At 62.0% G+C, this 12935-nt stretch carries 11 protein-coding genes; 7 read left to right on the plus strand and 4 right to left on the minus strand.

From position 1 onward, the window contains the following. Positions 1-72 precede the first annotated feature (72 nt). Positions 73-1614 carry a collagen-like triple helix repeat-containing protein gene (locus tag AC07XZ_RS28030; RefSeq protein WP_102688525.1) on the plus strand — a complete coding sequence of 514 codons (1542 nt, stop codon included), beginning with the start codon at positions 73-75 and terminating at the stop codon, positions 1612-1614. 135 nt (positions 1615-1749) lie between these two features. After that, positions 1750-3420, plus strand: a complete 1671-nt coding sequence (locus AC07XZ_RS28035) for a ShlB/FhaC/HecB family hemolysin secretion/activation protein (RefSeq protein ID WP_102688514.1) — start codon at positions 1750-1752, stop codon at positions 3418-3420. A 17-nt stretch (positions 3421-3437) separates the two neighbouring features. Here AC07XZ_RS28035 and AC07XZ_RS28040 read toward each other — a convergent pair whose 3' ends face one another. From AC07XZ_RS28040 to AC07XZ_RS28055, 4 genes are all read right to left on the minus strand, one after another. After that, positions 3438-5837, minus strand: coding sequence for an autotransporter family protein (locus AC07XZ_RS28040; RefSeq protein ID WP_102688515.1), 2400 nt, complete (start codon positions 5835-5837; stop codon positions 3438-3440). Positions 5838-6037: 200 nt separating this feature from the next. Beyond that, positions 6038-6445: a response regulator gene (locus AC07XZ_RS28045; protein WP_085748607.1), complete on the minus strand. Its 408-nt coding sequence runs from the start codon at positions 6443-6445 to the stop codon at positions 6038-6040. Between the two features lie 63 nt (positions 6446-6508). Next, positions 6509-6721 carry a Flp family type IVb pilin gene (locus tag AC07XZ_RS28050; protein ID WP_085748608.1) on the minus strand — a complete coding sequence of 71 codons (213 nt, stop codon included), beginning with the start codon at positions 6719-6721 and terminating at the stop codon, positions 6509-6511. A gap of 124 nt (positions 6722-6845) precedes the next feature. Continuing rightward, on the minus strand, positions 6846-7061 hold the full coding sequence (locus AC07XZ_RS28055; RefSeq protein ID WP_102688516.1) for a Flp family type IVb pilin: 216 nt from the start codon (positions 7059-7061) through the stop codon (positions 6846-6848). 332 nt (positions 7062-7393) lie between these two features. Here AC07XZ_RS28055 and cpaB point away from each other — a divergent pair, with 332 nt between their 5' ends. The 5 genes from cpaB to AC07XZ_RS28080 are packed head-to-tail and all read left to right on the plus strand — an operon-like array spanning position 7394 to position 12934. After that, positions 7394-8335 (plus strand): Flp pilus assembly protein CpaB, encoded by a 942-nt coding sequence (gene cpaB / locus AC07XZ_RS28060; RefSeq protein WP_102688517.1) that lies wholly within the window; start codon positions 7394-7396, stop codon positions 8333-8335. Positions 8336-8355: 20 nt separating this feature from the next. Then, positions 8356-9579: a type II and III secretion system protein family protein gene (locus AC07XZ_RS28065; protein WP_102688518.1), complete on the plus strand. Its 1224-nt coding sequence runs from the start codon at positions 8356-8358 to the stop codon at positions 9577-9579. Next, the gene (locus tag AC07XZ_RS28070) at positions 9576-10766 is read left to right on the plus strand and encodes a CpaE/TadZ family protein (protein ID WP_085748611.1); all 1191 of its coding nucleotides are present in this window, start codon (positions 9576-9578) and stop codon (positions 10764-10766) included. The genes AC07XZ_RS28065 and AC07XZ_RS28070 overlap by 4 nt, the downstream gene beginning before the upstream one ends. Continuing rightward, the gene (locus AC07XZ_RS28075; RefSeq protein ID WP_102688519.1) at positions 10763-12031 is read left to right on the plus strand and encodes a TadA family conjugal transfer-associated ATPase; all 1269 of its coding nucleotides are present in this window, start codon (positions 10763-10765) and stop codon (positions 12029-12031) included. The genes AC07XZ_RS28070 and AC07XZ_RS28075 overlap by 4 nt, the downstream gene beginning before the upstream one ends. 18 nt (positions 12032-12049) lie before the next feature. Beyond that, the gene (locus AC07XZ_RS28080) at positions 12050-12934 is read left to right on the plus strand and encodes a type II secretion system F family protein (RefSeq protein ID WP_102688520.1); all 885 of its coding nucleotides are present in this window, start codon (positions 12050-12052) and stop codon (positions 12932-12934) included. Position 12935 lies beyond the last annotated feature (1 nt).

Below are 12935 nucleotides of genomic sequence, written 5' to 3' on the forward strand. Positions count from 1 at the left end.
ACAGAACCGGCGAGCCGTCGAAGTCAACGAACGTTGTCACAGGTGCAAGGAACAACCCTCATGAAAACCCACATGAAAGCTCAGGCGTGGTGCAAGTCGGCAACAGCACTGGCCCTTATTCTCTCTCTCGGTCTGGCCGGTTGCAGCAGTGGCGGCGGCGGTCATCACAGCAGCTCCGACAGTTCTTCCCCCGACAGTTCGACTGCGGGTACTGGCGGCACCGGTGGTACGGGTGGTACCGGAGATACCGCAGGCACTGGCGGTACTGGTGGCACTGGTGGCACTGGAGGGACGACAGATCCGACCAATCCGACCAATCCAACTAATCCGACCAACCCGACGGATCCGACCAACCCAACCAATCCGAGCACTCCGACCCCTCTGGTTACCACCACACTGGTGCAGGACGTCGGGAATACCGTCAGCGGCGTCGGCGATGGTGTCGGCCAGGTCGGCGACTCCCTGAGCGGCGTGCCGATTGTCGGTGGCGTGGTGCAAAGTGCCGCCAAAACCGCCGGCAACGTGGTGACCACCCTGGGCGACGGCGTGGCCAACGGCATCGGCAAACTGGCGACCACCGACAATGGCCTGGGCGTCACCGCTTCGGCGGTCGGCGGCGTGGTGCAGGATGTGGGCAACGGCGTGTCCGACCTGAGCGGCAAACTGGCGACCGCCACGGGCAGCGTTCCGGTAGTCGGCGGCGTGGTCACCCGTGTAGCACCGGTGCTCAATGGCGTCGGTGAACGGGTCACCATGCTCGGCGACACGCTCAGCACCGCTACCACCACCGGCCCGCTCGGCTCGGTCACCAAAGAAGTGGGCAGCAAACTGGTGCCGGTGATTGCCATGGTCGAAAGCACCACGGACAAACTTGGCAGTGCCACGGGCCTGGGCGCTCCGGTGAACGGCCTGCTGCAGAAAGTCGGCAGCACCGTCGATGGAGTAGGCGACAAAGTCACCGACGCCGGCAATGGCAACGCCCTGACCAACACCGTCGGCGGAGCCCTGAGCAATGTCGGCACCGCTGTCGGCAAGGCCGGCGGGCTGGTGGACAACGGGACCGGTTCGGGAACGGGCGTCGGTGGCGGTCTGGGCAGCAATGGCCTGCTGCAAACCGTCGGCGGCGCCGTGGTCAACGTCGGCGCAGGCTTGAGCAGCGGCAATGGCAGTCTCGCCGCACCGGGTGGTGTGCTGGCTGCGGCGGGTAATACCGTGGCTTCACTCAACACCGTGCTCGGCGGCTCGGGATCGCCGATCACCAGCCCGACCACTCCCCTGGCAACCCTGGGCAACAACGTGGGCGCCGGACTTGCGCCGGTTACCACTGCGGTCACCAGCCTGACCCAGAATGTCGGTGCCGCCACCGGGCTCGGCTCTCCGGTCGCGGGTCTCACCAGTCAGGTCGGCGGTGCCGTCGGCAATCTGGGCAACACCATCGCCGGCACCAACAGCAACCCGGTCGTGGCGGCGGTCGGTAACACTGTCACCACGGTGGGCAACACGGTCACTGCGGTCGGCGGGCTGGTCAACGGTGGCACTGCCACCGGGACTGGCGGCGGACTGGGTGGAGTTCTCGGTGGCCTGACCGGCGCCCTGGGAGGCAACAATCGCTGATTTGCACCTGGCCGATTCGACGGCCTTACCTACAGCGCCTACGCTTGGTTGAGGGCGGAAGATTCCCACGAGTCTTCCGCTTTTTTCTTAGGAGAAACCCAGCCCCGTGCTGCGGGTTTGAACATGGAGTGTCCTATGCGCGTCATGGCATCCCTGCTGTTGCTCAGTCTCAGTTCCACCGCCCTCGCCGACACCCTGCCCAGCTTTCTCAACAGCAACGAAACCATTCGCAACCTGCCGGTGCCGAACCTGCCCGCCGACGCTTACCGGCCGAACGCCGCGCCGCTGCAAGTGCCGGAGCCCGGTGCCACGGCCACGCAGCCGTTGCTGATGGGCACGAAGATCAACCTCAGAACCGTGCAGATCGAAGGCGGCACGCTCTATCCGCTGAACGAACTGGCCGAAATCTACAAACCGCTGATCGGCCGCGAGAGCAGCCTCGCCGATCTGATCGAAGCCACCCGCACGATCACCCGTCGCTATCAGCAGGACGGTTATCTGCTGTCCTACGCCTTTCTGCCACAGCAGACCTTCGATGACGACGTGGCGCGCGTCGTGCTGGTGGAAGGTTACGTGCGCGACGTGCAGATCGCCGGCGACGTCGGACGGGTCAAAGCCCTGCTCGACCGACTGGCCGCCAAGCTCCAGGCCGAACGCCCGCTGACGCGCAAGACGTTCGAGCGCTACACCACGCTGATGACCCGCATTCCCGGCGTGACGATCCAGGCCCAGGTGCCGCCGCCCGGCACCACCGACGGTGCAACGACGCTGGTGGCCCAGGCCAGTCGCAAGCCGTTCACCAGCACCCTGAGCACCACCGAAGACAACCGCAATGGCACCCAGGCGTTGCTCGGCGTCAGCAGCAATTCACAAACGTCGATGGGCGAACAGTTGAGCCTCAGCGGCCTTTTTCCACCGGGGGATGATCACGAGCATTACTACCGGCTGGACTACAACCAGTTCATCAACGACGAAGGTGCGCAGCTGAGTCTGTCGGCCTCACGCTACCGCGCCGATCCCGGCACCAACGTGCAGTTGAGCAACGGACTGGAACTCAAGCCGCACCGCGAAAACGACCGTTATTCGCTCGGTTTCACTCTGCCGCTGATTGCCGCCTCGGATGAACTGCTGACCGCCGGATCGCGCCTGTACGCGGTCAACGACAAGACCCGCTACAACGTGATCGGCTACCCGCTGAGCGTCGAAGAACGCACCGACATCCGCGCCCTCGCCTTCGAAAGCGACTGGCGCAAGGTCGATGCCCGACAACTGCGCATCCTCAGTGGCGGCGTGTATCAAGGGTTCGACAGCCTGGGTGCGCATACCAACAACAGCGCCATCGACCTCGACTTCTTTCGGGTACGACTTTCCGGGGTGCAGAGCGACAAGTTCCTCGACAACTGGCAAGGGGTGCTGTCGGCTGCGTTGTACTGGAGCCGTGACACCCTGCCGGACAGTGAGCGCGCTGTGTTCGGCGGGCAGAATTTCGGCCGCGGTTATCCCGACGATCAGGCGTCCGGCGACAAGGGTTGGGGCGTGGCTTACGAGATCAATTACAGCTTCAACCGCGACGGCAACTGGGTGCGCATCCTGCAACCGTACTTCGTGCTCGACCGCTCGCGAAGCTGGTTCAATGAGTTGCCGGTGCAGGCCAACAACCTGTCATCGGCGGCAGTCGGCCTGAGATTTGGCGATGCGAAGTACTACAACATCGCCCTGGAAGCGGCCAAGGCGATGTCGGATGAAGCGCTGGACACCTTCAATCGCCGGCCGCGCTACAGCATCAGTTTCAGCTATCAGCTGTAGCACGATCGACCGCTGAATCAGAAGGCGTAGCGTACTTTTGCCGTGAAACCGTCAGCGTCAAAACCGCTGGCGGTCACGTAGTTGTACGACCCGCCGACACTCCACGCGCCCATCCGGTAGTTGGCGCCCAGACCCAGTTCATAACTGTCACGCACCGGAGTGGTGCCACGGCTGGTGAACGAATCGCCACCCAACACGAACGACGACGTGGTGCCGGTCTTGTCGCCAATGACGTCTTGCCAGGCCATCAGCTTCGCTTCGGGCTCAAGGCTGCCGGTGCCCACATCGAACGCAGCGGCCAGACGTGCACCGACACCCATTTCGCCCACTTCATAACGCTGACTGCCGACATTCAGCGAGGCCGAACTGCCCTTCTCGCGATAGCTGTCCATGCCCACGTTGGCGTAACGCGCCCCGACCTGCGGCTCAAGCACCACATCCGGCATCAGGTGCACGCTGTAACCGGCCAGCGCACTCACGCCGAACACATTGCTCTCGTAATCACCCTTGGCGCGGGTGCCGGCGATGTAACGGCGCGACTCGTTGTCGTTCCAGCCGTACATCAGCGACGAATCGACGAACCAGTTGTCGTGGGTCCAGTTGCCGTACAGGGTCAGCGCATGGCCGGTGACCTGGGTCTTGTTGCCGCGATCGGATTTCACATCGGAGTCGAGGTAGCTGTACGCCAGACCGACCGCCAGATCGGCATTCAACTGACCATCGGCACCCACGGCGATGCCATGGCTGTCGGCATCGTAACCACTGACACCACGACGCTCATCCTGGTTGGCATCACTGCTCAAGGCTTGCAGCCAGACACCTTTGTCTGTCGGCACGCCGGCGTTACGGGCGCGACTGGAACGCTCATTGATGACACCCGACACCAGCGTCTGACTGTTGGTAGCCGCGTGAAGCACCCCACGGCTGACATCCGGGCTGAGGGTTTCGGACAACCGCGCCAGTTGCGCATCGGTGCTGGCGTTGGCGAACGCCTGGAACACCGGATCCTGCTCATCGAGCCGCGACAACAGACTCGACACGCGGCCCACTGCCGTTGCCGCATTGCGACTGCCACCCGCCACAAGGGTGTTTTGCGCCAGCACCTCTTCGGACTTGTTGGTCACCACCGACGTGATGTCATTGCCCACGACCCCGAAACTCTTCACATCCAGCAAAGCAGAGGAAGACGTCACGGTGAGGTTATTGCCGCCGACAAGACTGCCCGAGCTGATCAGGGTGTACTTCGTACCACCCGGCGTCACCCGGAAATCACTGGAACGCGCCAACAGACGCAACGTCGCACCCGGCGCGATATCGGTAGTGCCCGTGACCTTCAACACCGGCAGCGCCGGATTGGTGTCATTGCCCAGGTACATTTCCAGCACCGAGTCGGACTCTTCCATGTCGAAGTCACCGATGATCGTGGTGTGCGGCTTCACCAGCGTCAGCGTGCCGTCCTCGATAGTCACGTAACCGGACTTGATGGTCGAACCGTCGAAAACCGCATCGCCGTCGATGATCACGCCGGACAGACCGATCAGATCCCCTTTGACCGTACCGCCGAAAAAGTCGAAATAGCTTTCGCCGTCATCGACCTGGATTGCCGCCGTGCCACCCTCGATCGAACCGAACAGTTGATAAATGGTGAAAGGACTCGCACCCACTGCCTGACCGCTGACGTGCACGCCAATGGACTCGCCGGAAATCGTGCCGTAGTTGGACAGGTTCAAGATCGCTGTACTGGCAGAGGTATTGAAGTTCACGCCTTCAAACGTCACCGCCTCAGCGTTCGCCCCGGTGGCGCGAATAGTCCCGAAGTTATTGACGCTCCCCTTGAGCGTGGCACCGTCAAGAAACAACCCCAGCGCGTCCGACCCGCTGGCGCTGATCGTGCCGTTGTTGCCGATGCCATTCAGTTTGGTTTGCACCAGCATCACACCGCTGGAACTCGCCCCGCTGGCCTCGATCAGCCCATCGTTGCTGAGCGAGCCGTTCAGCTCACTGCCCATATCCGAAATCCCGGTGGAGGTGCCCGATCCAGCCAGTCCATTGACCGAGATCGAACCCTTGTTGATCAGGTTCCCGGCTATTTTGCTGGGCGTCACACCGGAAGCCCCCAGCGCAATGCCCACGCCAAACTTGGCCCCGTCAATGCGGATACTGTCGTTGTTACGCAACTGGTCTGCCGTCAGCCCCAAAAACTGAGCGCCATAGGTCAGCGTCGAAGGCGCGCCGGGAGCAATCGTCCCGTTGCCACGCAGGTCGATCAGACCATAGTTCTGCAGGTTGCTGTTCAATGGCCCGCCGCTCAGGTCGTAGCTCAAATTGGCGCCGGCAGCGGCAACAACGCCCGCGTGCAGCGAAGTTGCAGCAACAGACAGCGCCAGTAACGAGCGGCACAAGCGATCAGTGTTCAATCGAGATTCCCTTCCAAAACATGAAAAACAGTTTCAGCAGGGGGTATCAATTTCACTCAGGCATCCCTACCGAACCCACCAGGTCGTCCGGTTTGGGCGCGGGGAATGTACACGAGCCATCATTTCGACACCATCAAAATGTCAAAGGGATGGCGTCAATTTCAAGATCGGCGTATTCGAAGTAGAAGCTGCGTGAGCACTCAGGAGATATTGATCTTTGGCTTGGGAAACAGATTGTCCAGGGTCTCCAGCAGCCGCACGTGATAGATCGGCTTGCGGAACAGGTCCAGCACCTGCAACCGCAGCATGTCGCTGACATCCTCCATGTCCGCATGCCCCGACGTTACGATCACCGGCAGATGCTGGCGCGAGGTGTGTTCGCGCAGGCGCTTGATCAGCGACATGCCGCTTTCCTCCGGCATGCGAAGATCGGTGATCACCAGGGCGATATCAGGATGGCGGGTCAGGTGATGCAGGGCGAGTTTGACCGACGTCGCGGTGTGACAGATAAAGTCCTCGCCCTCCAGCAACTCCGCCAGCTCCAGCAACGCGTCCTCTTCGTCGTCAACAAGAAGCAACTGTTGGCGGGGCTGTGAAGAAGCAGTCATTGGACAATCCCTGAGAAACTGATGATGGAACCGAGTGTAGTGCGAGATTGGCGAGCCATCGAGTCAGGGTGTCTGTACCGGTGCAGTCTGGGCCGTACCGCCCAGCGCTACTAGAATGTTGTTGAAGATGGCCAGTACCTTGGCGCCGACCGGCGTCACGAACACCACGACCACCACTGCTACCATCGCCACCACAATTGCATATTCGATGGCTGACGCCCCTTCGCTGCTGTGCAGAAACCGGCGGGCGCGCAACAGCAAGTATTCAAATAGCATGGAGGTTCTCCTTCGTGCCGGGGCACTCAGACTGCCGCATCCAGAGTCGCCTGCGATTCTCCGGTCCGGGACGCGGAACGGAAAACCTGCAGGCAGGATTCGAAGGTCAACGGGATGAACGCGATCAAGGTACGGGGCGAGTGACCGCAGTACCACCGAGTGAAACCAGAACGGAGTTGAAGATGTTCAGAACCTTGGCGCCGATCGGGGTCACGAACACTACGACCACCACCGCCACCATCGCCACCACAATCGCGTACTCGATCGCCGAAGCACCTTCTTCACTGTTGAGGAACAGCCGCACTTTGGCCGCCAGATAGTCGAGACTCATACGAAACATACGTCAACTCCTTCGCGCCTTTGGCGCCGATGTCACGCTACAGCGGCAAGGTTCCACCGTGCCATTTGAGCATTGTCAACAAACCCCCTCCCAACAACTGTAAGAACGGATTAATCACAAAGGATTAATCGCTTCGTCATCCCCTGCTTTTCGACTGCTAATTGGCCAACACCCATACTTTCGTGGGTTATTTGCCTGTCAGAAATGGCGTTTTGGCTTGTTTCAGCTAGCGTGGAAATAGCGAAATAGTTGGATGTTCATAGCTGCCTGATTGCGATGTTCCCTTGGTAGGAAGTGCGGGCTGGTAGTGCAGCAGGAAAGGGAGAGCCGTCATGAACAGTCGTGTGACCATGGGCCTTGCAGCGTTGCTTTTACTGGGCGCCATCGTTGTCGGATATTGGGGCCTGGTGCTCAGCCGCCAACCCGCTCCGGTGGCCGAGGCTCCCGCGCCGACGGTGGTCACCGTCGAAACAACCGTCGCTGCCGCCGAAGACCAGACCCGTCAACCTGTCGTGGTGCTGGTGCGTGACGTTCCGCCATTCACCCCTCTTGCTGCCGCCGACCTGGCCGTTGAAAAACTGCTCAGCGCCCCCGCCGGCAGCCTCGGCACAATCGAACAGGCCGTGGGCCGCACTCCGTGGCGCCACCTGAGCGCCGGCACCTGGCTCAACGAAGAAAGCTTCGAGGCCGGCGGCACACTGGCGCGCATGATCCATAAAGACGAGCGCGCGCTGGCCGTGTCGGTCGATGAAGTGATCGGCGCAGCCGGGCAGTTGATCCCCGGGGATTACGTCGACGTGTTGTTGTTCCTGCGCCAGGACGCCGCCAATCCGCAGCAGTCGGCGCAGATCGTTGTGCCAGCCATGCGCGTGCTCGGTGTCGGCGAGCAATACGGCCTGACCAATGACGGCCAACCGTCCGCCCCTGCGTTGAGTGCCGACGACAAGATCAAACAGGACCAGCGCCGGCTTACCGCGCGCACCGTGGTGCTGGCGGTGCCTGAACAATTGTTGAGTCGAATGATGCTCGCCACCCAGGTCGGGACATTGCGCCTGGCCGTACGCAGCAGTGAGGAACAGCGCCTGGCCAAGTATTGGGCCGGCGAAAGTCAGGCACCGGAAAAACTGGTCGCCGCCAACAGTCAACTCTTCCAGTTCACGCAACTGGCGCTGGGGACAGCGCCGAAAGCGTCGTCGAGCGGCGACCAAGCTGTGGCGGCACGACCCGCAGTGGAAGTGATTCGCGGCAATCAGACCAACCAACAAAACCCATGACTGAGCAAGGATCCAAGTGCATGCAGAGTCGTTCCTGGCCGACCTTCAATCCCGTGCTCCGGGCCTTGCTGCTGATGGGACTGTCAATCAATGCTGCGCACGCGGCCACCGGCAACTGCGCGGCCCTCGGACGCTTGCCGCCGGTGATCGAAATCAACGAAGGCTGGCAACAGGACATGCAGTCACCGGTGGCGATCACACGCCTGGCCATCGGCGATCCGAAAATCGCCGACGTGCATGCCAATGGCAATTCCTCGTTCCTTCTGACCGCCGTGGCGCCGGGCGCGACCAGTCTCATGGTCTGGACCGGCTGCTCCAGCGAGCCGCGCCAGAGCATGGTGTTCGTCAAGGGCGCCGCCACCTCGGCCCTCACCAACACCAGTGCGCTGCCGTCGGATGATGCGCTGTTGCCCTCGCAGGTGCAGACCGACATTCGTTTCGTCGAAGTCAGCCGCACCAAGCTCAAGCAGGCCTCGGCTTCGCTGATCGGCACCCGCGGTAATTTCCTGTTCGGTTCCCCCGGCACCCTGCCGCCCATCGACGGCGTTCCGCAACCGCGATTGCCGGTGGACAACTCGCTGTTCAACTTCTCGTGGATCGGCGGCAAGACCATGGCGATCATCAATGCCCTGGAAGGCAGTGGCTTCGCCTACACCCTGGCGCGGCCAAGCCTGGTGGCTCTCAATGGGCAAAGCGCAAGCTTCCTCGCAGGCGGGCAGATTCCGATACCGGTGCCCAGTTCCGGCAGTGACAACGTATCGATCGAATACAAGGAATTCGGCATCCGCCTGACCCTGACGCCCACCATCATCAGCCACGATCGCATCGCCCTGAAAGTGGCGCCGGAAGTCAGCGAACTGGATTTCAGCAACGCGGTGAACATCGCCGGCACCACGGTGCCCGCCCTGACCATTCGCCGCACCGACACCAGCATTTCCCTCGCCGATGGTGAGAGTTTTGTCATCAGCGGTTTGATCAGTACCAGTAACAGTTCCCAGGTCGACAAGTTTCCCGGGCTGGGCGATATCCCGGTGCTCGGGGCCTTTTTCAAAAGCTCGCAGATCAAGCGCGAAGAGCGCGAGCTGCTGATGATCGTCACCCCGCATCTGGTGCGCCCGCTCTCGGCGGAGGCGCAACTGCCGTCGTTGCCGGGTGAAAAACTGCGCAACTACGACCCGAATTTCTACCGCATGTTCTTCCTGGAAAACGGTAACTTCGACAAGCGCAGCGGGTTGTCCCAATGAGCCAGAGCCTGAGTCAGACCTTCCTCGCCATCACCCGCAACAGCACCGATCTGGAATGGCTGCAAAGCGCGCTTGCACCGCTGGGCCAGGTGGTCAGTGCCGGTGGCGGCAGTCTCGACGAATTGCTCGCTCTGGTGGACGTCACCTTCGCCAGTCTGGTGTTCGTCGGCCTCGACCGCGAACACGTGGTGGCCCAGAGCGCGCTGATCGAGGGCGCGCTGGAGGCCAAGCCGATGCTGGCGATCGTTGCCCTCGGCGACGGCATGGACAACCAGTTGGTACTCAATGCGATGCGCGCCGGGGCACGGGATTTCGTCGCCTATGGTTCGCGCTCCAGCGAAGTGGCCGGGCTGGTGCGCCGCTTGAGCAAGCGTCTGCCGCCAGCGCCCCACAACACGCAACTGGGTGGCCTGACGGTTCTGTACGGGGTGCAGAGCAGTTCCGACGGCGCGTTACTGGCTAACCATATGGCGCTGGTGGTGCAAAAGAGCGGGCAGCAGACGCTGCTGCTGGATCTCGGTCTTCCCCGTGGCGACAGCCTGGCGTTGCTGGGGCTGGAGAGTTCGTTCCACTTCGGCGATGCCTTGCGCCACCTGCGCAGGCTCGACGCCACACTGATCGACAGTGCATTCACCAGCACCGAAGCGGGGCTGCGGATTCTGGCGTACGCCGACAATGACGAACCGCTGGAGAGCACCAGTGCCGCCGAGCTGTTCATGTTGCTCAGCGCGTTGCGCCAGCACTTCCAGCACATTGTCGTGAACCTCACCGGCCAGCCCGACAGCGAAGCCCTGCGCACCTTTGTCAGCCATTGCGACAAGCTGATCTGGTACACCGACCAGAATGTTCTCGATTGCCGGCGCAACCTGGCGGTGTTCAATCTGTGGCGGGAAAAAGGCATGAAGCTCGACCACGGGCGGCTGCTGGTCGATCGCTATCTGAGCAACGTCGCGCCGGATGCGGACACCCTCGGCAAGACCTTCAACCTGGAAGTGATCGCGGTGCTGGCCTTGAGTCCGGAGCTGCGCATGAATGCCAAGAACCAGGGCGTCAGCCTGTTTGAACTGGCGCCCCGGGAGAAACTCACCCAGAGCCTGCGGGTGCTCGGCGAACGGCTGGCCAAACGCTCCGAAGGCCTGGCCAAACCCAAGGTCACCTGGTTCGACCGGTTGCGAGGCACCTCATGAGCCCGGAAAAACTCTTCGGTGCACCGGCGCGGGGCCAGTCGGGCAACACCGATCACGAAGGCCTGAAACTGGTCCTGCATCGCTACATCATCGATGCCATCGAGGAGTCCGGAAAAAACCTGCTGGAAGGTTCGCGGCAGTTGCTGGCGCAATTCGTCACCGACAAGGTCGCCGAATACATCGCCCGTCTGCATCTGGCGATTTCGCGCTACGAGATGGAGCGGCTGGCGGAAGAAATCGTCGATGAACTGACCGGATTCGGCCCGCTGGAAGTGCTGCTGCGCGACACCGCCGTAACCGAAATTCTGGTCAATGGCCCGCACCGGGTGTTCGTCGAGCGCGACGGCGTACTGCATCAGAGTGACCTGCGCTTCATCGATGCGCACCACGTAGAACGGGTCATGCAGCGCATTCTCGCGCCACTTGGTCGGCGGCTGGACGAGTCTTCGCCGATGGTCGATGCACGTCTGCCGGACGGCAGCCGGGTCAACGCGATCATCCCCCCGATCGCCCTCGACGGCCCGTGCCTGTCGATTCGGAAATTCCGCAAGGACATGCTCAAGAGCAGCGACCTGATCGCGATGCAGACCATCGACCTGCCGATTTTCGAGTGCTTCCAGGAGGCCGTGGGCAAGCGCTGCAACATCCTGATCAGCGGCGGCACGGGCACCGGCAAGACCACGCTGCTGAATATCCTCAGCCAATTGATCAACCCCCACGAACGATTGGTGACCATCGAAGACGTCGCCGAGCTGCAACTCGGCCATCCCCACGTGGTGCGTCTGGAAACCCGCCCGCCCAATGCCGAGGGCCATGGCGAGGTCAAGGCCAGCGACCTGATCCGCAACGCCCTGCGGATGCGTCCGGACCGGATCATTCTCGGCGAGATCCGTGGCGTCGAAGTGCTCGACGTACTCACGGCGATGAACACCGGTCACGACGGCTCGATGAGCACGGTCCACGCCAACAACGCCCAGGATGCGTTGCTGCGCCTGGAAACCCTGGTCGGCCTGACCGGGCGCTCCGTGGCCGAACGCACCCTGCGGCAGATGATCTGCGCGGCACTCGACGTAATCATTCAGTTGACCCGCATGCCCGATGGCAGGCGCTGTGTCAGTGAAGTGGTGGAAGTGGTCGGCGTGCGTGAAGACGTCTACGTCACCAATACCTTGTTCCGTCTGGATCGACGCACCGGTTTCGGCTTCCTGCGCGAAGCGGTCAACCCGGCCGGCGACAAGTTGCGGCACGAGTCGAGTCTGGGCTGAGCGCATGGAGCCTTCGTCATGATCGGACCGGTGATCCTGATCGTCCTCTGCCTGCTGTTGCTGGGGCTGTCGATTCGCCTGTTCCTGCAGGGCGTACGCAAGACTGCCAACGAGCGGGTGCTCTCTCGCCTCGCCGCCGGGCAGCCGCAAGCAGCCGCCGAAAAATCCTCGTGGACCGGGCTGGAGCGGATGTTCCTGCGCGCCGGCCTCGGCCGGCCGAACGAGCACTTTGGGCTTTGGCTGTCGTTGTGGGTCGTGGCCATGATGCTGGGTTACCTGCTGGCCGACTGGATCGGTCTGCTGGTGCTGATACTGGCGCCGCCGCTGATTTTGCGGTTGTACATCGCGTGGCGATATCGTCGCCGGCTCAATCGGATGATCGAACAGTTGCCGCAGTTGCTCGACCACACCGTGCGCAGTCTCAAGTCCGGCCGGACCCTGACCGATGCAGTGATGGGCGGCATCGAAACCAGTGAGGATCCGTTGAAAACCGCAATGGGCCGGGTGCGGCGCAACGTGCAGTTGGGGGTGAACCTGCCGGATGCGGTCAGTGATTTTGCCGAGCTCTACGAGCAGGACGAACTGCGCATGTTCGCCCTGGGCCTGAAGGTCAACCATCGCTACGGCGGCAACGCCAGCGAGTTGCTGGAGAACCTGATCAAACTGATTCGCGAGCGCGACCAAGGTGCCCGCCAACTGCGCGCCCTGACCGGCGAAACCCGGATGACCGCGTGGGTACTCGGATCGCTGCCGGTGATTCTGGTCAGCTACTTCATGCTGACCAATCCCGGCTACATGCTCGGCATGTGGAACGACTCGGGCGGTCGGACCATGTTGATCGTTGCGGTGGTGTTGCAGGTCTCCGGTTGCCTGGCGCTGTGGCGCATGTTGAGGAGTGTCTGAC

Source organism: Pseudomonas sp. GW458-11-26-14-LB4 (assembly GCF_059423925.1).

What these genes read in the sequence shown, in the direction of transcription:
- AC07XZ_RS28050 (WP_085748608.1), bottom strand. Translation starts at nt 6,721, where the DNA reads ATGCTATTTGAATACTTGCTGTTGCGCGCCCGCCGGTTTCTGCACAGC.
- AC07XZ_RS28065 (WP_102688518.1), top strand. Translation starts at nt 8,356, where the DNA reads ATGCAGAGTCGTTCCTGGCCGACCTTCAATCCCGTGCTCCGGGCCTTG.
- AC07XZ_RS28045 (WP_085748607.1), bottom strand. Translation starts at nt 6,445, where the DNA reads ATGACTGCTTCTTCACAGCCCCGCCAACAGTTGCTTCTTGTTGACGAC.
- AC07XZ_RS28080 (WP_102688520.1), top strand. Translation starts at nt 12,050, where the DNA reads ATGATCGGACCGGTGATCCTGATCGTCCTCTGCCTGCTGTTGCTGGGG.
- cpaB (WP_102688517.1), top strand. Translation starts at nt 7,394, where the DNA reads ATGAACAGTCGTGTGACCATGGGCCTTGCAGCGTTGCTTTTACTGGGC.
- AC07XZ_RS28055 (WP_102688516.1), bottom strand. Translation starts at nt 7,061, where the DNA reads ATGTTTCGTATGAGTCTCGACTATCTGGCGGCCAAAGTGCGGCTGTTC.
- AC07XZ_RS28035 (WP_102688514.1), top strand. Translation starts at nt 1,750, where the DNA reads ATGCGCGTCATGGCATCCCTGCTGTTGCTCAGTCTCAGTTCCACCGCC.
- AC07XZ_RS28070 (WP_085748611.1), top strand. Translation starts at nt 9,576, where the DNA reads ATGAGCCAGAGCCTGAGTCAGACCTTCCTCGCCATCACCCGCAACAGC.
- AC07XZ_RS28075 (WP_102688519.1), top strand. Translation starts at nt 10,763, where the DNA reads ATGAGCCCGGAAAAACTCTTCGGTGCACCGGCGCGGGGCCAGTCGGGC.
- AC07XZ_RS28030 (WP_102688525.1), top strand. Translation starts at nt 73, where the DNA reads ATGAAAGCTCAGGCGTGGTGCAAGTCGGCAACAGCACTGGCCCTTATT.